Raw genomic sequence first — 23,008 nt, forward strand, 5'->3', positions numbered from 1 at the left:
CGGCCGCCCCGCCCGCGTAGGGTGACGTGTTCGACAGGCACGCCCCGACGCGTGCGCACGCAGCGATCTGGTGTGAAGGAGTGGTGGGCGGGTGAGCGAGAGGTCGACGTCCCGTCCCGGTGGTGACGGCGGACCCCCGCCGACCGGCGGTCTGCGCCCCACCTCCGTCGCCCCGAGCGCCGTGGCGACCATCGCCACCGCGGTCTCGGCCCGCCTCGACCTCCTCGGCGGCGCGACCGTCGACACCACCGTCACGGGCGCCACGCTGCGCGCGCAGGACGTCGTCGCCGGTGACCTGTTCGCCGCGCTGCCCGGCGCCCGGGTGCACGGCGCCCAGTTCGCCGTGGACGCCGTTGACGCCGGCGCGACCGCCGTGCTCACCGACCCGGCGGGTGCCGCCCTCCTGCAGTCGTCGGTGCCGCCCGGTACGTCGGTGGCCGTGCTGGTGCACCCGGACCCGCGCGCCGTGCTCGGTGCCGTGTGCGCCCGCGTGTACGGCGATCCGTCCCGGCGGTTGCGTCTGATCGGCATCACCGGGACGTCGGGCAAGACGACGACGAGCTACATGCTGGAGTCGGCGCTCATGGCGGCCGGCCACACCGTCGGACTCATCGGCACCGTCGAGACCCGCATCGGCGGTGTGCGCCAACCGAGTTCCCTCACCACACCGGAGGCCCCCGCCCTGCAGGCGTTGTTGGCCACCATGGTCGAGCAGGGCGTCGACACCGTGGTGATGGAGGTGTCCAGCCACGCCCTCGCGCTCGGACGGGTGCGGGGGGCACGGTTCGCGATCGGCGCGTTCACGAACCTGTCGCAGGACCACCTCGACTTCCACCCGACGATGCTCGACTACTTCGAGGCCAAGTCGCGGCTCTTCGTGCCGGTGCCGTCGGAGCTCACGTTGCCGGGATCGTCCGAGCAGGCCGCGCGCGCGGTGGTCTGCGTCGACGACGAGTGGGGTACCCGGCTGGCCGGGATGGTGGGTGACGACGCGGTGACCGTGTCGACGCAGAACTCCGCCGCGGCCTGGTTCGCCGGCCCGTCCGAGCTGGCCGCAGACGGATCGCAGACCGTCTCGGTCCGGACGCCGTCGGGCACGGATCACACACTGCGCGTGCCCCTGCCGGGCCGCTACAACGTCGCGAACGCGGTGGTCGCGCTCGCCGTGGCCGATGCCGCCGGGGTCGGTGTGGACGACGCCACGCGGGGCATCGCAGACGTGCGGGTGCCCGGGCGGGTGGAGCTCGTGGAGCGAGGGCAGGACTTCCTCGCCGTCGTCGACTACGCGCACAAACCTGCGGCGCTCGACGCGGTGATCGCCACCCTGCGCGGCCAGGGTGACGGGCGACTGGCGGTGGTCGTGGGCGCGGGAGGCAACCGCGATGTGGGCAAGCGTCCGCTGATGGGGGCAGCCGCGGCGCGGGGCGCGCACCTGGTGGTCGTCACCGACGACAACCCGCGCGACGAGGATCCCGCTCTCATCCGGGCCGCGGTGCGCGCCGGGGCCGACGGGGTCGCCGCCGACGAGCGTCCGGCCGGCGCCGACGACGTCGTCGAGATCGGTGATCGCGAGAAGGCCATCCGTCATGCGATCACCTGGGCGCGGACGGGCGACATCGTCCTGGTCGCCGGCAAGGGACACGAGACGGGCCAGGAGGTCGCGGGTGTGAAGACGCCCTTCGACGACAGACTGGTGGTGGCGCAGGCGATCGACGACCGCCCGACGCACGACGAGGGGGGAACCGCATGAGCGACGAGACGATCTGGGTCATCGACCGGACCGGGGGCGCCATCGGACCCGACGCCGTGTCCGACGCGCTGGCCGATCTGGTCCGCGCCGCCCGAGAGCGGTCCTCCGTCCCGGGGACGGTGCGGACGTGGGCGGTCCTGGGAGAACTCGCGACCGGGGACGCATCCGACGACACCTCCGACCCCACCGGCGCCGATCGGGCGGTCGCGCACGATCGCGTGGGTCGTCGCGCCGTGCGCCTGGCGGTGGACACGGTCGTCTCGGTGGGTGACGACTCACGCTGGGTCCGCGCACTGCACCAGGGTGCGGTGATGGAGGGGTCGTGGGGCGACGAGGCGCGACTGGTCGCCGACGCCGACGCCGCCCGCGATCTGCTCGACGAGGAACTGGGGGACGGTGACGTGATCCTGCTCGCCGGCGGCGGGGCCGAGTTGTCCCGGTTGGCGCGGACATTGTTGGATGACCAACGGTGCACGGCCCGCCCGTGACACCGCGCGGTGGATCCCGCCCGCACACGCGGGGTGGATGCAGGATGGGGACGGACTAGGTGACGCAGATCTTGGTGGCCGGCGCGCTCGCGCTGGCGGTGTCGATTCTCCTGACCCCCGTGCTCATCAAGGTCTTCTCCCGCCAGGGGTTCGGGCAGGAGATCCGTGTCGAGGGTCCCGAGAGCCACAAGACCAAGCGGGGGACGCCCTCGATGGGCGGCGTCGCGATCATCGCGGCGATGTGGGCCGGGTACTGGGGGTCGCACCTCACCGGACTCATCAACGGTGGCCAGCGCCCGAGCGCGTCGGGGATGCTCGTGCTCGGCCTCGCGACCGTGCTGGGCGGCGTCGGCTTCCTCGACGACTTCATCAAGATCCGCAAGCAGCGCAACCTGGGTCTGAACAAGACCGCCAAGTCGGTCGGTCAGCTGATCGCGGCGCTGCTCTTCGGTGTCCTGGCGCTGCAGTTCCGCAACGGCAACGGCGACGCCCCCGCGTCGGTCAAGTTGTCCTACACCCGCGACATCAACGCGGTGACCCTCGGCACCCTCGCCTTCGTCGTCTTCTGCTGGTTGGTGGTGGCCGCCTGGTCGAACGCGGTGAACTTCACCGACGGTCTCGACGGCCTCGCCGCGGGGTCGATGGCGATGGTCCTCGGCTCGTATGTCCTGGTCACCTTCTGGCAGTACCGCAACGCCTGCGCCGGGGGACCGAAGGTGGGTGCCGAGGTCAGCGCGGGCTGCTACAACGTGCGCGACCCGCTCGACCTCGCGCTGATCGCCGTCGCCGGTGGAGGGGCCTGTCTGGGGTTCCTCTGGTGGAACGCCGCACCGGCGAAGATCTTCATGGGTGACACCGGATCGCTCGCGCTCGGCGGCATGCTCGCGGGCCTGTCGATCACCACCCGCACCGAACTCCTCGCCGTCGTCCTCGGCGCGCTGTTCGTCGCCGAGATCGTCTCGGTGGTCATGCAGATCGCGTTCTTCCGCACCACCGGTCGACGGGTGTTCCGGATGGCGCCGTTCCACCACCACTTCGAACTCGGGGGCTGGGCCGAGACGACGGTGATCATCCGGTTCTGGTTGCTCACCGCCATCGCGTGCGCACTGGGCCTGTCCCTATTCTACAGCGAGTTCCTCACGTCGAACGGTGGCTGACGTGCCGAACCGCCCCACCGACACCGGGGGAGCGGGGCTCCTCTCCGACATCACCCGGTTGCGCGTCGTCGTCGCCGGCGCGGGAACGGCAGGGGCCTCCGCAGCGCGGTTCCTGGCCTCCCGGGGCGCGACGGTGACCGTCGTCGACGATCGCGCCGGAGCGGGCGCGGGTCTCGCCGACTCCGGTGTCACGGTGATCCCGACGGCCGTGGCCGTCGGTGCCGACGGCACCGCCGCCCTCGACGCCGACCTGCTCGTCGTCTCGCCCGGGTTCCGCCCGGAGGCCGCGGTGGTCGCCTGCGCACGACGCGGTGGCGTCCCGGTGTGGGGTGAGGTCGAACTCGCCTGGCACGTCGACGCATCCGGGCTGCTCGGCCCGCCGCGTACCTGGGTCGTGATCACCGGGACCAACGGCAAGACCACGACGACGTCGATGGTCGAGGCCATCGTGGAGCACAGCGACCGGACGGTCGCGGCCTGCGGCAACATCGGACTGCCCGTCCTCGACGCCCTGACCGCGGAGCCCCGCGTCGAGGTGCTCGCGGCGGAGCTGTCCTCGTTCCAACTCTTCTGGGCGCCGTCGGTGATGCCGACCGCGGGTGTGGTGCTCAACATCGCCGAGGACCACCTCGACTGGCACGGCTCGATGGACGCCTACGTCGCCGCCAAGGCAGGCGCCCTGCGCGGTCCGCTCGCGGTGATCGGTGGGGACGACCCGGTCGCCGGGACGATGTCGGCCACTTCCCCCGGCGCGGTCACCGTCGCGACCCGGCTGGGGGCACCGGCCGAGGGCGAGGTCGGCGTCGTCGACGGACACATCGTCGACAGGGCGTTCGGTCCGGGGCGCGTCACCCGCAGGATCGTCGCCGTCGACGGCCTCCGTCCCCCCGGACCACCGGGTGTCGCCGACGCGACCGCCGCCGCCGCACTGTGTCTGGGCATCGGCATCGATCCCGCGGCGGTCGCCGTCGGCCTGTCGGGGTTCGTCCCCGGACGGCACCGCGGCGAGGTCGTCGCACGCTGGGGTGCGATCGCGGCCGTCGACGACTCCAAGGCGACCAACCCGCATGCGGCGCAGGCGTCGATCGCGGCGCGCCGACGGGTCGTGCTGGTCGCCGGCGGGCAGCTGAAGGGGGCCGCGGTCGACGACCTCGTCGTCGCCGTGGCCGATCGACTGGCCGGGGTCGTGGTGCTCGGGGTCGACCGGGACCTGATCTCGGCGGCGATCCTGCGACACGCCCCTACAATCCCAACAGTCACACTGTTCACAGGGGACGATGGCCGGGTGAACGCCATGCCCGTCCGGTCGGGAGCCGACGCCACTGCAGCCGACCGCGCTGAGCGGGCCGCCCGCGCAGCGATGCACACCCCGTCCGACGACGCCGGCACCCCCGCTGAGCAGGTGATGACGGCCGCGGTCCTCGCCGCCCACGACCTCGCGACGTCGTCGCCGGCCCCCGTCGACGCCGTGCTGCTGGCCCCGGCCGCGGCCTCGCTGGACATGTTCGGCGGATACGGCGCCCGCGGTGACGCGTTCGCGGCGGCGGCGGTCGCCGCCGGCGCGCGGCGCGAGGTCACCGCATGACCGACGTCGAGGCCCGCCCGGCCCGGACGACGTCGGCCCGACGGTCCGCGACATCGGCCGGCGCCTGGTGGGACGGCCCGCGCAACGTCGTGGCCGGCGTCCTGCGTCGCCCGTTGGCGTCGTTCCACCTCATCGTCACCCTCGCGGTGATCCTCACGGTCTTCGGTCTGGTGATGGTGCTGTCCGCCTCGTCGGTGGAGGGCTACTCGGCCAAGGGGTCCGCCTACGGCCTCTTCACCACCCAGGTCGTCTTCGCGGTCCTCGGCTCCGTGCTGTTCTACGTCGCACTGCGGGTCCCGGTGCGCCACATCCGTCGTCTCGCGGCGCCGATGATGGCGGTGACCACGGTGATGCTGGCGCTGGTGCTCATCCCGGGCATCGGCAACCTGAGCAACGGCGCGCGCCGGTGGTTCGTCGTCGCGGGGTTCTCGGTGCAGCCGTCCGAACTGGTGAAGCTGGCGCTGTGCGTGTGGGGCGCCCACCTGCTGTCGTCGCGGCTGCGCGAGCAGGCGTCCCTCAAGGAGCTCCTGGTCCCGCTGGTGCCGGTGGCCGTGCTCATCTGCACGCTGATCATCCTGGAGCCGAACCTCTCGACCACCATCACCATCGCGATCATCGTCGGCTCGCTGCTGTGGTTCGCGGGACTGCACATCCGGGTCTTCGTGATGTTCGTGGCCACCGGTGCCGCACTCGCCGTGATGCTCGCGCTCGTCGAGGGCTACCGGTCGCAGCGTGTGCAGAGCTTCCTGGGCAACATCGACGACCCGCAGGGCGCGGGCTACCAGGCCCGACAGGCCCGGTACGCCCTGGCCAACGGCGGGGTGTTCGGTCAGGGCCTCGGGCAGAGTCGCGCCAAGTGGAACTACCTGCCCAACGCCCACAACGACTTCATCTTCGCGATCATCGGTGAGGAGCTCGGTCTGCTCGGCGGGCTGACCGTCATCGCCCTGTTCATCCTGCTGGCGTTCGTGGGCCTGCGGATCGCGCTGCGCGCGGTGGACCCCTTCCTACGCATGATGACCGCCGCGATCACGGTGCTCGTCAGCGTGCAGGCCCTGATCAACATCGGGTATGTGATCGGGCTCCTGCCGGTGACGGGCATCCAGCTGCCGTTGCTGTCCGCGGGCGGGACGTCGACGTTCACCGTGTTGGTCATGTTGGGTCTGTTGGCCAACGCTGCGCGGCACGAGCCGGAGGCGGTGGCGGCTCTGGCCGTGACCGGCGACGGTCGTCTCGGACGTTTCCTGCGCCTGCCGCAGCCGGAGTCCTATGTCCCACCGCGAGTGCAGCAGTGGCGCGCCCGTCGCGCGCAGGGCCGTCCCGACGATGCCCGTCCCGCACGCGACCGGGTGGTCGGAGGGCATCCCCGTCCCCGCGGCCGACAGTCCGAACCCCGCCGCCGCGGTCCCGCATCGTATTTCGGCTTCGGTGCCGGCGCCGACACCTCGATGCGACGGCCGCACCCCGAGCCCGATCCGTCGTGGCGATCGCAGCAGCCCGTGCCGCGCCCCCGTGTCCGCGCAGCGGCACCCGCAGCACGCCAGGGCCCGCCGGGGCCCCGATGGTGACGGGAGACGCCCGTCCGCTCTCGGTCGTCGTCGCCGGGGGCGGCACCGCCGGACACATCGAACCCGCGCTCGCGGTCGCCGACGCCGTGCGCCGCCTCGCCCCGGACGCCCGGGTGACCGCACTGGGCACGGCGCGCGGTCTGGAGACCACGATCGTCCCGGAACGCGGGTACCCCCTCGAGCTCATCCCGCCGGTGCCGTTGCCCCGCAAGCCCGGCCGCGACCTCGCCGCCGTCCCGTTCCGGCTGCGCCGGTCGGTGAAGGCCACACGTCGCGTCCTCGACGACGTCGACGCCGACGTGGTGATCGGCTTCGGTGGGTACGTGGCGATGCCCGCCTACCTCGCCGCGCGGGAGAAGCTGTCCCGCAGGTCGCGCATCCCCGTCGTCGTCCACGAGGCGAACGCCAGTGCGGGCGTGGCCAACCGGATCGGTGCACGCCTCGCCGAGCGGGTCCTCGCGGCGGTCGAGGGGTCCGGACTCGACGCCGAGGTCGTCGGCATCCCGGTGCGGGGTGCGCTCACCACCCTTGATCGTGGTGCAACACGCGCTCAGGCGCGCCACTACTTCGGGCTCGACCCGGACGCACCGACCCTGCTGGTGTTCGGCGGGTCCCAGGGTGCGCGGACGATCAACGAGGCGGTCGCCTCGTCGGCCGATGCACTGGGGCGGGCGGGGATCGGCGTCCTCCACGCCCACGGGCCGAAGAACTCCGTCAGTCCCCGGTCGCCGGCGGGGGCACCGCCCTACGTCGCCGTCGGATACCTCAAACGGATGGACCTCGCCTACGCCGCAGCGGATCTCGTCCTCTGCCGGTCGGGTGCGATGACCGTCGCCGAGATCTCGGCCACCGGGCTCCCCGCCGTGTACGTGCCGCTGCCGCACGGCAACGGCGAGCAGCGGTTGAACGCGCTCCCCGTCGTGACCGCGGGGGGCGGCATCCTCGTCGACGACGCGGACCTGACCCCCGACCGCGTCGCGGGGGAGATCGTCGACCTGCTCACCGATCCCGCGCGTCTGGCCGAGATGTCGCGCGCCGCATCGGGTGTGGGTCACCGCGACGCCGCGGACGCGGTGGCACGTGCCGGACTGGAGGTCGCCGCGGCGTACCGGGGGCGTCGATGACCTCCCCGACACGCGACGACCAGCTGCCCGAGCACCTGCGCCGGGTGCACATGGTCGGCATCGGTGGAGCCGGGATGTCGGGCCTGGCCCGGATCCTCCTCGCGCGCGGCGCACAGGTGTCGGGGTCGGACGCGAAGGACGGGCGCGGCGTTCTGGCGTTGCGGACCCGCGGGGCGAGGATCTCGATCGGACACGATCCGTCGGCGCTCGACCTCCTCGAGGGCGGGCCGTCGGTGGTCGTCACCACCCACGCCGCCATCCCGAAGACGAACCCCGAACTCGTCGAGGCACATCGGCGCGGGATCCCGGTCATCCTGCGTCCGCAGGTCCTCGCGGACCTGATGTCGCCCTACCGCACCACGCTCATCGCCGGGACGCACGGCAAGACCTCGACCACGTCGATGACCGTCGTCGCCCTCCAGCACTGCGGACTCGACCCGTCGTTCGCCGTCGGTGGCGAGCTCAACGAGTCCGGGACCAACGCCCACCACGGGTCCGGCGCGGTGTTCGTCGCCGAGGCCGACGAGAGCGACGGGTCGCTGCTGGCCTACCGTCCCGACGTCATCGTGGTCACCAACGTCGAGGCCGACCACCTCGACCACTTCGGCACCGTCGCCGCCTATGTCGCCGTGTTCGACGCCTTCGTCGACCGCCTCGGTGCGGGAGGCGCCCTCGTGGTCTGCCTCGACGACGAGGGATCCGTCGAGCTGGCCAGGCGCAACAGCGATCGTCTGATCGCCCGCGGTGTGCGCGTGATCGGTTACGGCCGTGGGGTTCTCGCCGACCGCGTGCCGTCGGTCGACCACGCGGTGGTGCTGGACGACTTCCGTGCCCACGGGTCGGGCGGGCGCGCCGAGATCACCGTGCGCGGCCTGGAGGCCGGCGCGGACGCAGCGCGCGAGCACCGCTACACGGTCACCGTCGGGGTGCCGGGGATCCACATGACCCTCAACGCCCTCGGTGCGATCGCGGCGGCGGTGTGCTCGGGTGCCCCGCTCGACGACGTGGTCGCGGGCATCGAGACGTTCACCGGGGTCCACCGCCGCTTCCAGCTCCGGGGCCGCGTCGGCAGCATCGCGGTCTACGACGACTACGCCCACCACCCGACCGAGGTGGCCGCAGTGGTCACCGCCGCCCGCGAGCTCGCCACCGAGACCACCGGCGGTCGTGTGGTCGCGGTGTTCCAACCGCATCTGTACTCGCGGACCGCGACCTTCGCCGAGGAGTTCGCCGCAGCGCTCGACGGAGCGGACGAGGTGGTGGTCCTCGACGTCTACGGCGCGCGGGAGGAGCCTCTGGACGGCGTGACCGGACGCACCATCGCCGACCGTGTCCGCGCGTCCGTGCACTACGTCGCCGACATCTCCGAGGTGGCGGGGGTCGTGGCCGACCTCGCCGCCCCCGGGGACGTCGTGCTCACCCTCGGTGCCGGCGACATCACCATGCAGGGTCCCGAGATCGTCGCCGCGCTGACGGCCCGGACGCAGGGACCCGGCGCAGTACAGGGATCCGAGGCGGTACCGGGATCCGACGCACAGCAGGGAGAGCACGCATGACCGCATCGCTGACCGACGCGCCCGACGTCGACGAGGCCGACGGCCGGGGTGCCCGGGACCCGCGGGATCGGCGCGGACGGCGGAAGGTCGCCGGGGTCAAGCGCCTCGCGTGGACCGTCGTCGCGATCCTCGCCGTCGTCGGTGCGATCGCCGTCTCCTGGTTCACGCCGCTCATGTCGGTGCGGTCGATCGACGTCTCGGGTGCCGACGTGCTCGAGCCCGCCCAGATCATCAGCACCGCCGCCATCCCGATGGGCAAGCCGCTGCTGCAGGTGGACACGGCCCCCGCGGCCGCGCGTATCGCGGCCATCCCGCGGGTCAAGACGGTGCGGGTGCAGCGCTCCTACCCCTCCGGCATCGACATCACCATCGTCGAACGGGTCCCCGTGGCGTTCGTCGCACGCTCGGGACAGTGGCACCTGGTCGACGTCGACGGGGTCGATTTCGCCCAGCAGAAGGCGCTGCCGCGCCTGCCTCGTCTCACCGACGACCGGTCGACCGACTCCTCCGCAGACCGTGCGGCGCTGTCGGTCGTCGCCGGGCTCCCCGCCGACCTGCGCGGTCGGGTGATCGAGGTGGGCGCCGACGGTCCCGCCGGTGTCACCCTCACCCTCGCCGGCGGCAAGAAGGTCATCTGGGGCGACGACGAGGACGGGCCGGCGAAGGCGCGGACACTCGGGTACCTCCTGACCCGCGACGGCACCGAGTACAACGTGTCGGCGCCGCAGTTCCCGACCTATCGCTGAGTGCGGGCACCAACACGCGTGTCGCACGGCGCGCCTGCTGGCCGACACCGGGTTTCGTGCCTAGCGTTTCCCCCATCACGCCGCTACTTGACATAACTCTAAGCCTGTGGTTGAGGTTGAGACTTTTGTCGAGCGGGGTGGAGACGTACTCCCGGCAGGCACCCGCCGGGGGGCATGACCCGAGGAGAAGGCGAGTCTCATGACGCCACCGCACAACTACCTGGCCGTCATCAAGGTCGTCGGCATCGGCGGTGGTGGCGTCAACGCCGTCAACCGCATGATCGAACAGGGCCTGAAGGGCGTCGAGTTCATCGCCATCAACACCGACGCCCAGGCGCTGTTGATGAGCGACGCCGACGTCAAGCTCGACGTCGGTCGTGACTCGACCCGCGGACTCGGCGCCGGCGCCGACCCCGAGGTGGGTCGTCGGGCGGCCGAGGACGCCAAGGACGAGATCGAGGAACTGCTCAAGGGTGCCGACATGGTCTTCGTCACCGCGGGCGAGGGTGGTGGCACCGGCACCGGTGGCGCGCCGGTGGTGGCGAGCATCGCGCGCAAGATGGGTGCGTTGACCGTCGGTGTCGTGACGCGGCCGTTCTCGTTCGAGGGCAAGCGTCGTGGGGGACAGGCGGATTCGGGCATCTCCTCGCTGCGCGAGTCCTGCGACACCCTCATCGTCATCCCCAACGACCGGCTGCTGCAGCTCGGCGACGCGGCCGTGTCGCTCATGGACGCGTTCCGCAGTGCCGACGAGGTGTTGCTCAACGGTGTCCAGGGCATCACCGACCTCATCACGACGCCCGGCCTGATCAACGTCGACTTCGCCGACGTCAAGGGCGTCATGAAGGACGCGGGCAGCGCCCTCATGGGCATCGGCTCGGCGCGCGGTGACGACCGGGCGAAGAAGGCGGCGGAGTCGGCCATAAACTCGCCGCTCCTCGAGGCCTCGATGGACGGTGCGCGCGGCGTGCTCATGTCGATCGCCGGTGGCAGCGACCTGGGTCTGTTCGAGATCCACAACGCCGCGACCCTGGTCCAGGAGGCCGCGCACGAGGACGCCAACATCATCTTCGGCACCGTGATCGACGACAACCTCGGTGACGAGGTGCGTGTGACGGTCATCGCCGCCGGGTTCGACGCGGGCGCACCGCAGCGGGCTCGTCCGGTGGCCGCGGCGACGGGACGGTCGACGGTCGAGTCGGCGAGTGCCGGCACCGTCGGTGGATCCGCGCCGGCGTCGGAGGCGATCTTCTCGTCCTCGGCACCGTCACGCGGCGACTCGTTCACCGACGCCCCCGCGCCCCGGCGCAACGCGGTCACCCTCGACGATGACGACGACGTCGACGTGCCGCCCTTCATGAAGCGCTGAGGGCATGCCCGCCCCCGGACGCGTCCGTCGGGTCACGACCACACGGGCGGGCGGTGTCTCCGCCGCGCCGTACGACTCGTTCAACCTCGGTGACCACGTCGGCGACGACCCGGCCGCGGTCGCGGCCAACCGCTCCCGCCTCGCCGAGCGCATCGGTGTCGCCGACGACCACCTGATCTGGATGGAACAGATCCACGGCCGGTCGGTCGCCGTGGTCGACGGGCCGCGGACCGAGGCTGTGCCGGCCACCGATGCCCTCGTCACCGTCGGTCCCGGCCTCGCGCTCGCCGTCCTCACCGCGGACTGCGTCCCGGTCCTGCTCTCCGACGACGAGGCCGGTGTGATCGCGGCGGTCCACGCCGGTCGCGTGGGCGCGCGGATCGGCATCATCCCGCGGGTCCTGGACGCCATGGTCGAGGCCGGCGCCGAGATGGGCCGTATCGGCGCGTTCCTCGGACCCGCCGCGAGCGGTGAGATGTACGAGGTGCCCGCGACGATGCAGCGCGACGTGGAGGCGCACCTGCCCGGCAGTGCGACCCGCACGCGGGCGGGGACCTGCGGCCTCGACCTGCGCGCGGGGATCACCCGGCAACTGCTGGAGTCCGGGATCGCGGCCGTCGCGAGCGATCCCCGCTGCACCATCTCCGACCGCACCCTGTTCAGCCATCGGCGCGGTGCGCCGACCGGGCGGATCGCGTCGGTCATCTGGATCGACCCCCAGGGCGTCGACCCCGGCCGTGTCGACCCCGTCGGCGGTACACGGTGAGCGAGCCCGGCAGCGACAGCGTGTCCGAGGACGACACCGCGTCGGCCGAGCGGGTGGCCGAACTGTCCGATGCACTCGACGCCACCCGTGAGCGCCTCGCGGCGGCCGCACGGGACGCGGGGCGGGACCCCGACGACGTCGAGCTGCTCGTGGTCACCAAGTTCCATCCGGCCTCCGACGTCGTCGCCCTGCTCGAGCTCGGCTGTCGGGCGTTCGGGGAGAGCCGCGAGCCGGAGGCGGGCCGCAAGGCCGCCGCGGTCCGCGCGCGCAGCGAACGGCCGGTGCGGTTCGACATGATCGGCACGGTGCAGCGCCGCAAGGCGACGTCGGTGGCGCGCTGGGCCGATCTCGTGCAGTCGGTCGACCGGGAGTCGATCGTCGACGCCCTCGCGCGCGGGGTGGAGCAGGCCCGCGATGACGGCGACCGCGAGACCGACCTCGACGTGCTGATCCAGATCAACCTCGACGGTGACACCGGGCGGGGCGGGGTCGTCGTCGACGACCTCGAGGCTCTGGCGGACCACGTCGCGGAGACCGACGGTCTGCGGTTGCGCGGGTCGATGGTCATCGCGCCGCAGACGCACACGCCGGGGTACTGGATGGAGCAGGCTGCGGCGCACCACGCGCGTCTGACGGCCGCGCACCCCGACGCGGTGGAGTTCTCCGCGGGAATGTCGGGCGACCTGGAGGATGCGGTCCGACACGGCTCGACATGTGTGCGTGTCGGTACGGCGATCCTGGGAGAGCGGCCGCTACGCTCGCCGTAGCCAATTCACATGAGCACCATGCGGATCACGGACACCAGTTTTCACACGGGACTCCCGGCACCTGCCGACGGCGAGGAAGGCACATCGATGACCACCATGCAGAAGTTCAAGGCATATTTCGGCATGGTCCCGCCCGGTGAGTACGAGGACGACTACCTCGACGAGGGACCAGCCCGCCACGACCGGTACGACGAGCGGTACGCCCACGACGAGCGCCCCCGCGCCCGCGGGTACGACGTCGAGGGTGCCCGCGGGGGTTATGACGCCGCGTACGCCGACGAGCTCGAGTACGAGTACGACCGTGTCCCCGACTACGCCTACGCCGGCCCCGTCCGTGGCGCGGCTCCCGGTCGCGCGTCGACCCTCGACCACGTCGCGATGGAGCGCTCGGGTCTCGAGCGGTCGTCGATGGAGCGTCTGGGTCGCAGCGGTCGGCTCGAGCCCCTCGGGTCCCGCGGCGTCGTGCGTGGCGGGGCAGCCGGCGGACGGATGACGACGCGGGGCGCGCTCGCCATCGACTCCATGGACCGTGTCTTCGAGGAAGGCAGCCCGTTGGCCAAGATCACCACGTTGCGACCGCGCGACTACAGCGAGGCCCGCACCATCGGTGAGCGCTTCCGCGACGGGAACCCGGTCATCATGGACCTCGTCGAGATGAGCAACGAGGACGCCAAGCGCCTCGTCGACTTCGCCGCGGGACTCGCCTTCGCGCTGCGTGGTGCGTTCGACAAGGTCGCCACCAAGGTGTTCCTGCTCTCGCCCGCGGATGTCGACGTGTCCGCGGAGGATCGGCGCAAGCTGGTCGAGACCGGCTTCTACAACCAGAGCTGACAGGTGCTTCGGCGGGGGTCGGACGAATCAGGCATGGTTGACGCGTGACGGTTGCGCGTGAGGTCATCTATTACCTGCTGTTCCTGTTCTGGTTGTTGCTGCTCGGACGGCTGGTCATCGAGCTGGTGCGGTCCTTCGCCCGCGAGTGGCGGCCCACCGGTGCGTCGGTGGTCGTGATCGAGGGCGTGTTCACCGCGACCGACCCGCCGATCAAGGCGTTGCGCAGGGTGTTGCCCCCCATCCCGCTCGGTCCCGTGCGGCTGGATCTCTCGTTGATGATCACGATGATCGTGGTGCTCGTGGCCATGGCGCTGGTGTCGCCGGGGCCCGGATAGGGGACAGGCGGCTGTGCCGACGAGCGCGGTGTCGTTACTGTGACCTCTGAGTGAACTCATCGTGGGTTGTCACAGGGACCGACGACGACCGCGCTGACGCGGCGACACCGGACAGATCCGGCGCCGTACAGCGAAGGTGCGACGAACGGTTCTGCTGTGACAGGATGGGACGCCAGTTACTCTGACGGGTGGCACGACGTGTCGCCCGACCGAGTCAGACCGGTCCCGAAGCAGCCCGCACCGAGACCACGGACACGTCCACACGAAAATGATGTTGAAGGGGACCGACAATGCGGCTCACACCGGCTGATGTGCACAACGTCGCGTTCAGCAAACCGCCGATCGGCAAGCGCGGATACAACGAGGACGAGGTCGACCAGTTCCTGGACTTCGTCGAGGCCGAGCTGGCCCGGTTGCTGGAGGAGAACTCCGATCTGAAGGCGCGCGTGAGCGAGCTCGAGGGTGACCTCGAGCAGGCGCGTTCCGGCGCATCGCAGCCCGCGGCCCGCACCGAGGAGTCGGCACCGGCCCCCACGCAGGCGTTCAGCGCGGCTCCCGCCGCCGCGGCCCCGGCTGCTGCGGCCGCCCCGGCCGAGTCGCAGACGTCCGGCGACGACCACCATGTCCGCGCCGCGAAGGTCCTCGGACTCGCCCAGGAGACGGCGGACCGTCTCACGAACAACGCCCGGACCGAGTCCGAGGCACTTCTCTCCGACGCCCGCTCCCGTGCCGACTCGATGGTCGGCGAGGCGCGTCAGAAGTCGGAGACCATGCTCGCCGACGCCCGTCAGCGGTCCGAGGCCATCCTCGCCGACTCGCAGACCCGCGCCGAGGCCACCACGCGTCAGGCGCAGGAGAAGGCCGACGCCCTGCAGGCCGACGCCGAGCGCAAGCACACCGAGATCATGGGCACCATCAACCAGCAGCGGTCGGTGCTCGAGGGACGGATCGAGCAGCTCAAGACGTTCGAGCGTGAGTACCGGACGCGTCTCAAGACGTACCTGGAGTCCCAGCTCGAGGAGTTGCAGCAGCGGGGGAGTGCGGCCCCGGTCGACAACTCTCGCGGCGGTGACGCCTTCTCGTCCGATCCCGGCAACGGTGGGTTCACCAACTCGGGTGGGTACGCCACCCCGTCGAACTGAATCCGCCGAGCTGATCTGAACCGACTGGATCCGTACAGCTGAGTCCGACCGACCGGGTCCGACGGCCACCTGGCCGTCGTGCCCGGTCGTCGCTGTGAAGGGGTGTCACCGTGCTCGTGTCGGCGCTCGGGGCGACGCTCGTCGGTTTCGCCCTGCTCGTCCTGGCCCTTGCGACCGGCGCACTGTGGTTGGCGGTCGCATGCATCGCGATCTGTGTCCTCGGCGCGGTGCTGCTCCTCGCCGACACGCTCGGGTTCCGTCCGACGCGCCGTCGGCGTGGCCGTCCCGGCGTCGCAGCGGGGTCGACCGGTGACGAGGCTGTCGCCGACGACGCGCCCACCGAACAGTTCGACCGGGTCGTCGACGACCCTGTCGCCCTCTCCGATCCACCTCCCGCCCACCACGGTCGCCACGAACGACCCGACGCACCTGCCGATGCGACGGCGGAGGCGGATGCGGATGCCCTGTCCGACCCCGCGCCACCCCACCGGTCCCGACACGGCGTCGACCGGTCCGGCGAGGAGCGGCCCGAGCACGACTGAACCCGGTCGAGGACAGGCCGCGCCCTGACCTAGACTGGTCACGCGTCGATCCGGCCATCACCGGGGAGCATCCGGAAGAACCGGGCGGCACGCGTCGCCCGCAGTAGACCCGGACGGGAGCGGCCCGACACAGCCGTGGCCCGCGCCGTCCACCGGGACGGATGCGGCATGAGAGGCGCCGGTCACCGGCGCAAGCGGGGTGGTACCGCGGCGAGCGTTCGTCGTCCCCGTGTCCGAGACAGACCGTGACGCACGGTCCGACCGACACGAGGAGAACCAGTGTCCCCCGCACCGGAGTCCACCGACACCGCCGCACAGGCCGACAACCACGATGCCGTCGCGTCCGGACGACGTGTCTACCCGGTGGTCGATGTCGCCGGGACCGGTTCGCGCGCACCGGTGTTCCCCGATCTGGAGAACGCCGTGCTGCGGTACTGGGCCGAGGACGACACGTTCCGCGCGTCGATCGAGCACCGCGACGGCGCGGAGGAGTTCGTCTTCTACGACGGTCCTCCGTTCGCCAACGGACTGCCGCACTACGGCCACCTGCTCACCGGCTACGTCAAGGACCTCGTCCCGCGCTATCAGACGATGCGCGGCCGGAAGGTGGAGCGGCGCTTCGGCTGGGACACCCACGGCCTGCCCGCCGAGCTCGAGGCCGAACGTCAACTCGGGATCACCGACAAGTCGGAGATCGAGACGATGGGCGTCGCGACGTTCAACGACTTCTGCCGGGAGTCGGTGCTCCGCTACACGGGTGAATGGCGCGACTACGTGACCCGTCAGGCGCGCTGGGTCGACTTCGACAACGACTACAAGACCCTCGACATCGACTTCATGGAGTCGGTCATGTGGGCGTTCTCCCGCCTGCACGAGAAGGGCCTCGTCTACCAGGGCTACCGCGTGCTGCCGTACTCCTGGTACGAGCAGACACCGCTGAGCAACCAGGAGAGCAAGCTCGACGACGCCTACCGCATGCGGCAGGACCCGGCGGTCACCGTGCGGATGCCGCTGACCGGGGGCGTCCCCGACTCCCTGGTCGGGGTCAACGCGCTCATCTGGACCACGACGCCGTGGACCCTGCCGTCGAACCTCGCGATCGCGGTGAACCCCGACGTCGAGTACAGCCACGTCCGCGGTGAGGACGGTCAGGAGTACCTGCTCGCCACCGCCCGTCTCGGCCACTACGCGCGGGAACTCGGCGACAGCCCGGAGGTTTTGGGCACGCACCGCGGCGCCGACCTCGCCGATGCGACCTACACCCCGCCGTTCGACTTCTTCCTCGGCCACCCGCGCGCCCACCGTGCGCTGCTCGGCGACTACGTCACCACCGACAGCGGCACCGGGATCGTCCACCTCGCACCGGCGTTCGGTGAGGAGGACATGGAGCTGGCGACCGCCAACGGCATAGAGGTGGTGCAACCCCTCGACCCGGGCGGCCGCTTCACGGCCCTGGTCCCGCCGTACGAGGGTCAGATGGTGTTCGACGCGAACCCCGTGATCATCGCCGACCTCAAGAAGGTCGGGCGGATCCTGCGGCACGAGACCATCGAGCACAGCTACCCGCACTCGTGGCGGTCGGGCAAGCCGCTCATCTACATGGCCGTGCCGTCGTGGTTCGTCGCGGTCCAGCCGATCAAGGAGCGGATGCTCGAGCTCAACCAGGAGATCACCTGGTCGCCGTCACACATCCGCGACGGACAGTTCGGCAAGTGGCTCGAGGGTGCCAAGGACTGGAACATCAGCCGCAACCGCTTCTGGGGCGCGCCGATCCCGGTGTGGGTATCCGACGACCCCGAACACCCGAGGGTCGACGTGTACGGCTCGCTCGACGAGCTCGAACGGGACTTCGGTGTGCGTCCGACCAACCTGCACCGGCCGTACATCGACGAGCTGACCCGTCCGAACCCCGACGACCCGACGGGGCGCTCGACCATGCGTCGCGTCCCCGAGGTCCTCGACTGCTGGTTCGAGTCCGGGTCGATGCCGTTCGCTCAGGTCCACTACCCGTTCGAGAACGCAGACTGGTTCGACGGCGACGTCGAACACGGTGTGCCGGCGCGCAACCCGGGCGACTTCATCGTCGAGTACAACGGGCAGACCCGCGGGTGGTTCTACAACCTGCACGTCCTGGCGACCGCTCTGTTCGACCGGCCGGCGTTCCGGACCGCCGCGGCGCACGGCATCGTGCTCGGCGACGACGGGCAGAAGATGAGCAAGTCCAAGCGCAACTACCCCGACGTCAACGAGGTCTTCGACCGTGACGGCGCGGACGCGATGCGCTGGTTCCTCATGGCGTCGCCGATCCTGCGGGGCGGCAACCTCATCGTCACCGAGCAGGGCATCCGCGAGGGCGTGCGGCAGGCGATGTTGCCGCTGTGGAACGCCTACAGCTTCCTGGCGCTCTACGCCGACCGGCCCGCGACATGGCGGACCGACGCCCCGGGTGTGCTGGACCGCTACATCCTCGCCAAGTTGGCCGCGACCCGCGACGAGATGACCGTGGCGCTGGACACCTACGACGTCGCCGGGGCGTGCGAGTCGTTCCGCGAGCTGTGCGAGTCGCTGACCAACTGGTACGTGCGCCGGTCGCGGTCACGGTTCTGGGCGGGACAGGACTCCGACGGCGACGCGTTCGACACCCTGTACACGGTGCTCGAGGTGGCCTGCCGCCTGGCGGCGCCGCTGCTGCCGATGGTGACCGAGGCGATGTGGCGGGGGCTCACCGGTGGACGGTCGGTCCACCTCGCCGACTGGCCGACGTCCGACGAGGTCCCCGCCGACCCCGATCTGGTGCGGTCGATGGACGAGGTGCGGGGCGTCTGCTCGACGGCCTCGAGCCTGCGCAAGGCGAACAAGCTGCGGGTGCGCCTGCCGCTGCCGGCGATCACCGTCGCCGGGCCGGCCGCCCGACGCCTCGCCGACTTCACGGATCTGGTCGCCGACGAGATAAACGTCAAGGCCGTCCATCTCGCCGACGACGCCGAGGAGTTCGGTCGCGTCGAGGTGGTCGTCAACGCACGTGTCGCCGGACCGCGCCTGGGCAAGGACGTCCAGCGCGTCATCAAGGCGGTGAAGGCGGGTGACTGGGGGGTGCGCGAGGTCGACGGCGTGGAGACGGTGGTCGCCGCCGACATCGCGCTGCTCGAGGGCGAGTTCAGCCGCAAGCTCGTCGCCGTGGAGCCCGAGTCGACCGCCGAACTGCCCTCCGGTGAGGGTCTGGTCGTGCTGGACACCGCGGTGACCGAGCAGCTCGAGGCGGAGGGCTGGGCCAAGGACCGCGTCCGGGAACTGCAGGACGCGCGGCGGTCCGCCGGCTTCGACGTGTCCGACCGCATCGAGGTCCGCCTCGGCGTGCCGCAGGGGCGGCAGGAGTGGGCGCTGCGGCACCGCGAGCTCATCGCGGGTGAGGTGCTGGCGGTGCGTCTCGACGTGGTCGACCCGACCGATCTCGGCGACGGCGCAGCCGATCTCGGCGACGGTGTCCGCGCGGAGCTGACCCGCGTCTGACGCGACCGCGGCGCGTCAGGTCGCGGGGAACGCCGCGTCGACGACGGACCGCAGCTGCAGGCCGAACAGCGACGCGGTGTCGGAGAAGGTGTCGCGGCCGTACTGTCCGAACACCTCGGAGCTGATCGCGCCGACGATCACCGACCACAGCGAGAGCGCGCGCACCATCGCCGCGTCGGTGATGTCGGTGTCGAATTCGGTGCGGATGCTGTCGAAGTCGGTGTGCAGGCCGGTGGGGACCGGCAACACCGGGGCGGCGGTCAGCTGCGCGGCGCACGCGACGAGCGTGGCCATCACCCGGGTGCCCGGGCCGGTGGTCGTCTCGCCGGGTGCCTCGTAGCCGGCGACGGGTGTGCCGTAGAGCAGAGCCCACCGTGCCGGCTCTGCGATCGCCCAGGCACGCATCGCGGTGCCCGCGTCGACGATGCGATCCCGCGGGTCGTCCGTCTCGGTGATCGCGGCGTCCACGGTGTCGGCGAGCTCGGTGTAGGCGTCGACGACGAGCAGCGTCAGCAACTCGTCGCGGCTGCGGACATAGCGGTAGACCGCCGAGGACACGACGCCGAGATCGCGCGCGACCGCCCGCAGCGACAGCCCCGCCGGCCCGTGGGCGACGAGGTGGTCGCGGGCGATCCGGAGGATGTCGGCGGCCATCTCGGCGCGCGCGTCGGCGCGGGTCGTCGGGCTCATGGGGCCATCCTCCCACATTGCGAGAGCAGTGCTCTTGCATTCTGCCCGGGGCAGGCGCACACTCATCTGCGAGAGCAGTGCTCTCGTAACCCCCTCGGATCAGGAGAAGCCCATGACCGTCACCCATTACGCCGAGCCCACCGGTCGCATGCAGGCGTCCTTCAACCGCACCGTGCGGTGGCTGTCCGACCACGGCATCGGACTCGCCGGTGCCCGGACGCTCACCGTCGTCGGGCGGACCAGCGGTGCCCCGCGGACCACCCCGGTCAACCCCATGACGATCGACGGGCGGACGTACCTGATCTCCCCGCGCGGCAACACCCAGTGGTCGCGCAACCTGCGGGCGGCGGGCACCTGCGAGATCCGTCGGGGACGGGACGTCGTGGCCTACGCCGCGACGGAGATCGCCGACGCCGACAAGCCGGCCCTGCTGCGGCCGTACCTGAAGCGGTGGGGCTGGGAGGTCGCGAACTACCTGCCGACGAAGGTCTCGCACACCTCGACCGAGGACGAACTGCTGGCCGTCGCCCACGACGTCCCGGTGTTCGTGCTCACCCCGGCATGACCCGGATGCCCACCCGGCCTGCCTAGGCTGGGCAGGTGAGCGAGGTGGGCCGGACGCGGGGATCGCGGTGGGTTCTGCACATCGACATGGATGCGTTCTTCGCCTCCGTCGAGCAGCTCACCCGCCCCACCCTGCGCGGCCGGCCGGTGCTCGTCGGCGGGACGGGTGGGCGCGGCGTGGTGGCCGGCGCGAGCTACGAGGCCCGGCGATACGGCGCACGGTCGGCGATGCCGATGCACCAGGCGCGCAGGCTGATCGGGTCCGGCGCGGTGGTCGTGCCTCCCCGTGGGTCGGTGTACCGGGTCGTCAGCGCCCGGGTGTTCGCGATCGTGCGGGAGTCGATACCGGTGATCGAGACACTCTCGTTCGACGAGGCGTTCGGCGAACCGGAGGAGCTCGTCGGCGCCGACGTCACCGAGGTGACCGCCTTCGTCGAGAAGGTCCGCGCGCGGATACGCGACGAGCTCGGTCTGGCCGCCTCCATCGGTGTCGGGAGCGGCAAGCAGATCGCGAAGATCGCATCGGGGATGGCCAAACCCGACGGGGTGCTGGTCGTCGACCCGGCCGGTGACCACGATTTCCTGCGTCCGCTGTCGGTGCGCAAGCTGTGGGGGATCGGACCGGTCGCGGGCGACAAGCTGCACCGGTTGGGCATCGACACCATCGGGGACCTGGCCGACCTCTCGCCCGTCGAGGTCGCGTCGGTGCTGGGGGCGACGGTCGGTCCGGCCCTGCACCGCCTCGCGCAGGGCATCGACGACAGGCCCGTCGCCGAACGGGCCTCGGCGAAACAGATCAGCGCGGAATCGACCTTCGCCGAGGACATCTCGACCCTCGACCGGATGCGCACCGCGATCGATCAGGCGGCCGCGGGTGCCCATCGGCGGCTGCTGGCCGACGGGCGCGGCGCACGCACGGTGGTGGTGAAGGTGAAGCGGTCGGACATGTCGGTGCTCACCCGCTCGACCACGTTCGCCCCCGCCAGCACCGACCTCGCCGTGTTGACCGCCGCGGCGCAGCGCCTCGCGCTCGACCCGCTCGAGATCGGTCCGGTCCGCCTCGTGGGCGTCGGATACAGCGGGCTCACGGCCGACGAGCAGTTCCAGCTGTTCCCGGCCGGCGAGGACGACCTCGGCACGGTCGGTCCGTCATCGCAGGACACCACGAGGCCGGACGCCGAGCCGCCCGGGGCCGGCGAGGACGGCGGGGTGCAGAAGGGCAGTGGCCGGTCGGTGGCCGACGACGGCACGGTCGTCTGGGCGACCGGGACCGACGTCGTGCACCCGGAGCTGGGTCACGGGTGGGTGCAGGGCAGCGGACACGGCGTGGTGACGGTCCGGTTCGAGACGCGGTCCACCGGCGTCGGCCCGTCGAGGACCCTCCCTGTCGACACACCCGACCTGGCACCCGCCGACCCGCTCGACAGCCTCGACTGGGCGGACGTCGCCGTCGGGGACGTCGCGGCGGACACCGTCGGAGACGCCGGGTCGGATGGTCGCGCCGCGGAGCAGGAGCGGTTCGTCAGCCGCGACGCAGGTCGAGGAATGGGCTGATCTGCTCCGCGGTCATCCCGCGGGCGATCCCCTCCTGCAGCACGATGCGCGCCTGCGGCGTCCGCAGCCACGGCGACACCAGGATCCCCGCCGCGACGAGATCCACCGCGCCACCGCCCCCGCCGTAGGTCGGCGTCACGGGTCCGGCGGGCACCCGGGTGGTGACGATCACCGCGACCCCCTGCGACACGACCGACGCCAGTCGTGCGGCCAGGTCCGGGTGGACGTTGCCGGAGCCGTACCCCGACACCACCAGTCCGCGGGCACCGCGACCCACGACGACGTCGATCAGGTCGACGTCCATCCCGGGATGCACCGCGACGACGTCCACCCGCGGTGTCGCCACGTCGGTCGCCGCGGGCATCACCGGGCGAGCCGGGTCGTCGACGACCGCCGCGAACGCCACCGGATCGGTGGTGTGCGCCTTCGACAGGCCGCGGGCGGGCAGCGTCGCGCCGCCGACGGCGACCAGCACACCGCGGGCGCGGGCGGCGGGATCCCGCGCGAGCGCGATCGCCGCCGCGAGGTTGGCGGGACCGTCGGGGCGGGGGTCCGACGCGGGACGCTGCGCACCGGTCAGGACGACCGGACGGGGGTCGGCGTGGGTCAGGTCGAGGAGGATCGCGGTCTCCTCGAGCGTGTCGGTGCCGTGGGTGACCACCACGCCGGCGACGTCGGGATCGTGCAGGGCGGCGGACACGGCGTCGCGCACCCGCCGCTGCAGCGCCGGCGTCATCGCCGACGAGTCGATCGCGAGGACGTCGACGGTCTCCACATCGGTGGTGTCGCCGACGCCGGCACCGCCGAGCAGCTCACCGACGCCCACGCCCGGGACGGCGCCCGCGGGACCGTCGACGGCGACGATGGTCCCGCCGGTGCCGAGGACGACGACCCGCCGTGGTGCGCTCATGATCCGACCACCTCACAGCCCCCACCCCGTGCTGGTCAAACCGGCCGACAACGC

20 protein-coding genes are annotated in these 23,008 nt (G+C 71.6%); 18 read left to right on the plus strand and 2 right to left on the minus strand.

Features of this window, described 5'->3' with window-relative positions; all coding sequences use genetic code 11:
• The first annotated feature begins 91 nt into the window (after positions 1-91).
• From LX14_RS18150 to ileS, 16 genes are all read left to right on the plus strand, one after another.
• Positions 92-1,750 (plus strand): UDP-N-acetylmuramoyl-L-alanyl-D-glutamate--2,6-diaminopimelate ligase, encoded by a 1,659-nt coding sequence (locus tag LX14_RS18150; protein WP_372505440.1) that lies wholly within the window; start codon positions 92-94, stop codon positions 1,748-1,750.
• Complete coding sequence (locus LX14_RS18155; RefSeq protein WP_253648779.1) at positions 1,747-2,238, plus strand: UDP-N-acetylmuramoyl-tripeptide--D-alanyl-D-alanine ligase; 492 nt, start codon at positions 1,747-1,749, stop codon at positions 2,236-2,238. The genes LX14_RS18150 and LX14_RS18155 overlap by 4 nt, the downstream gene beginning before the upstream one ends.
• A 59-nt stretch (positions 2,239-2,297) precedes the next feature.
• Positions 2,298-3,395 carry a phospho-N-acetylmuramoyl-pentapeptide-transferase gene (gene mraY, locus LX14_RS18160; protein WP_253648780.1) on the plus strand — a complete coding sequence of 366 codons (1,098 nt, stop codon included), beginning with the start codon at positions 2,298-2,300 and terminating at the stop codon, positions 3,393-3,395.
• 1 nt (position 3,396) lies between these two features.
• Complete coding sequence (gene murD / locus LX14_RS18165; RefSeq protein ID WP_372505441.1) at positions 3,397-4,980, plus strand: UDP-N-acetylmuramoyl-L-alanine--D-glutamate ligase; 1,584 nt, start codon at positions 3,397-3,399, stop codon at positions 4,978-4,980.
• Positions 4,977-6,548, plus strand: a complete 1,572-nt coding sequence (ftsW, locus tag LX14_RS18170) for a putative lipid II flippase FtsW (RefSeq protein ID WP_253648781.1) — start codon at positions 4,977-4,979, stop codon at positions 6,546-6,548. The genes murD and ftsW overlap by 4 nt, the downstream gene beginning before the upstream one ends.
• Positions 6,542-7,672, plus strand: coding sequence for an undecaprenyldiphospho-muramoylpentapeptide beta-N-acetylglucosaminyltransferase (gene murG, locus LX14_RS18175; protein ID WP_253648782.1), 1,131 nt, complete (start codon positions 6,542-6,544; stop codon positions 7,670-7,672). Before ftsW ends, murG begins: the two co-directional genes overlap by 7 nt.
• The gene (gene murC / locus LX14_RS18180) at positions 7,669-9,228 is read left to right on the plus strand and encodes a UDP-N-acetylmuramate--L-alanine ligase (protein ID WP_253648783.1); all 1,560 of its coding nucleotides are present in this window, start codon (positions 7,669-7,671) and stop codon (positions 9,226-9,228) included. Before murG ends, murC begins: the two co-directional genes overlap by 4 nt.
• Positions 9,225-9,974 (plus strand): cell division protein FtsQ/DivIB, encoded by a 750-nt coding sequence (locus tag LX14_RS18185; RefSeq protein ID WP_253648784.1) that lies wholly within the window; start codon positions 9,225-9,227, stop codon positions 9,972-9,974. The genes murC and LX14_RS18185 overlap by 4 nt, the downstream gene beginning before the upstream one ends.
• A 199-nt stretch (positions 9,975-10,173) precedes the next feature.
• The gene (gene ftsZ, locus LX14_RS18190; RefSeq protein ID WP_253648785.1) at positions 10,174-11,343 is read left to right on the plus strand and encodes a cell division protein FtsZ; all 1,170 of its coding nucleotides are present in this window, start codon (positions 10,174-10,176) and stop codon (positions 11,341-11,343) included.
• A gap of 4 nt (positions 11,344-11,347) precedes the next feature.
• Positions 11,348-12,109 (plus strand): peptidoglycan editing factor PgeF, encoded by a 762-nt coding sequence (gene pgeF, locus LX14_RS18195; protein WP_253648786.1) that lies wholly within the window; start codon positions 11,348-11,350, stop codon positions 12,107-12,109.
• Positions 12,106-12,876, plus strand: coding sequence for a YggS family pyridoxal phosphate-dependent enzyme (locus tag LX14_RS18200; protein ID WP_253648787.1), 771 nt, complete (start codon positions 12,106-12,108; stop codon positions 12,874-12,876). The genes pgeF and LX14_RS18200 overlap by 4 nt, the downstream gene beginning before the upstream one ends.
• A gap of 87 nt (positions 12,877-12,963) precedes the next feature.
• On the plus strand, positions 12,964-13,707 hold the full coding sequence (locus LX14_RS18205; RefSeq protein ID WP_253648897.1) for a cell division protein SepF: 744 nt from the start codon (positions 12,964-12,966) through the stop codon (positions 13,705-13,707).
• A 44-nt stretch (positions 13,708-13,751) separates the two neighbouring features.
• Positions 13,752-14,042: a YggT family protein gene (locus LX14_RS18210; RefSeq protein WP_253648788.1), complete on the plus strand. Its 291-nt coding sequence runs from the start codon at positions 13,752-13,754 to the stop codon at positions 14,040-14,042.
• 290 nt (positions 14,043-14,332) lie between these two features.
• Positions 14,333-15,184 (plus strand): DivIVA-like cell division protein Wag31, encoded by an 852-nt coding sequence (gene wag31 / locus LX14_RS18215; protein ID WP_253648789.1) that lies wholly within the window; start codon positions 14,333-14,335, stop codon positions 15,182-15,184.
• 110 nt (positions 15,185-15,294) lie between these two features.
• A complete protein-coding gene (locus LX14_RS18220) occupies positions 15,295-15,726 on the plus strand; it encodes a hypothetical protein (RefSeq protein ID WP_253648917.1) in 432 nt (143 codons plus the stop codon).
• Between the two features lie 363 nt (positions 15,727-16,089).
• Complete coding sequence (ileS, locus tag LX14_RS18225; protein WP_372505458.1) at positions 16,090-19,236, plus strand: isoleucine--tRNA ligase; 3,147 nt, start codon at positions 16,090-16,092, stop codon at positions 19,234-19,236.
• Between the two features lie 15 nt (positions 19,237-19,251).
• On the opposite strand, the gene LX14_RS18230 is transcribed toward ileS, so the two are convergent.
• Positions 19,252-19,926: a TetR/AcrR family transcriptional regulator gene (locus LX14_RS18230; RefSeq protein ID WP_253648791.1), complete on the minus strand. Its 675-nt coding sequence runs from the start codon at positions 19,924-19,926 to the stop codon at positions 19,252-19,254.
• A 112-nt stretch (positions 19,927-20,038) separates the two neighbouring features.
• Between LX14_RS18230 and LX14_RS18235 the strand changes: the two genes are divergently transcribed.
• The gene (locus LX14_RS18235; RefSeq protein ID WP_253648792.1) at positions 20,039-20,491 is read left to right on the plus strand and encodes a nitroreductase family deazaflavin-dependent oxidoreductase; all 453 of its coding nucleotides are present in this window, start codon (positions 20,039-20,041) and stop codon (positions 20,489-20,491) included.
• A gap of 86 nt (positions 20,492-20,577) precedes the next feature.
• On the plus strand, positions 20,578-22,044 hold the full coding sequence (locus tag LX14_RS18240; RefSeq protein ID WP_253648898.1) for a DNA polymerase IV: 1,467 nt from the start codon (positions 20,578-20,580) through the stop codon (positions 22,042-22,044).
• Here LX14_RS18240 and LX14_RS18245 read toward each other — a convergent pair.
• On the minus strand, positions 22,013-22,954 hold the full coding sequence (locus tag LX14_RS18245) for an asparaginase (protein WP_253648793.1): 942 nt from the start codon (positions 22,952-22,954) through the stop codon (positions 22,013-22,015). The two genes, LX14_RS18240 and LX14_RS18245, sit on opposite strands and share 32 nt — an antisense overlap.
• Positions 22,955-23,008 lie beyond the last annotated feature (54 nt).

The organism is Williamsia deligens (genome assembly GCF_024171765.1).
GTDB classification, from domain to species: domain Bacteria; phylum Actinomycetota; class Actinomycetes; order Mycobacteriales; family Mycobacteriaceae; genus Williamsia_A; species Williamsia_A deligens.

Bases quoted from the DNA above. Each gene is read 5' to 3' on its own strand.
- LX14_RS18155 (WP_253648779.1), top strand. From the start codon at position 1,747: ATGAGCGACGAGACGATCTGGGTCATCGACCGGACCGGGGGCGCCATC.
- ftsW (WP_253648781.1), top strand. From the start codon at position 4,977: ATGACCGACGTCGAGGCCCGCCCGGCCCGGACGACGTCGGCCCGACGG.
- murG (WP_253648782.1), top strand. From the start codon at position 6,542: ATGGTGACGGGAGACGCCCGTCCGCTCTCGGTCGTCGTCGCCGGGGGC.
- murC (WP_253648783.1), top strand. From the start codon at position 7,669: ATGACCTCCCCGACACGCGACGACCAGCTGCCCGAGCACCTGCGCCGG.
- LX14_RS18185 (WP_253648784.1), top strand. From the start codon at position 9,225: ATGACCGCATCGCTGACCGACGCGCCCGACGTCGACGAGGCCGACGGC.
- ftsZ (WP_253648785.1), top strand. From the start codon at position 10,174: ATGACGCCACCGCACAACTACCTGGCCGTCATCAAGGTCGTCGGCATC.
- pgeF (WP_253648786.1), top strand. From the start codon at position 11,348: ATGCCCGCCCCCGGACGCGTCCGTCGGGTCACGACCACACGGGCGGGC.
- LX14_RS18205 (WP_253648897.1), top strand. From the start codon at position 12,964: ATGACCACCATGCAGAAGTTCAAGGCATATTTCGGCATGGTCCCGCCC.
- wag31 (WP_253648789.1), top strand. From the start codon at position 14,333: ATGCGGCTCACACCGGCTGATGTGCACAACGTCGCGTTCAGCAAACCG.
- LX14_RS18230 (WP_253648791.1), bottom strand. From the start codon at position 19,926: ATGAGCCCGACGACCCGCGCCGACGCGCGCGCCGAGATGGCCGCCGAC.
- LX14_RS18235 (WP_253648792.1), top strand. From the start codon at position 20,039: ATGACCGTCACCCATTACGCCGAGCCCACCGGTCGCATGCAGGCGTCC.
- LX14_RS18240 (WP_253648898.1), top strand. From the start codon at position 20,578: ATGGATGCGTTCTTCGCCTCCGTCGAGCAGCTCACCCGCCCCACCCTG.
- LX14_RS18245 (WP_253648793.1), bottom strand. From the start codon at position 22,954: ATGAGCGCACCACGGCGGGTCGTCGTCCTCGGCACCGGCGGGACCATC.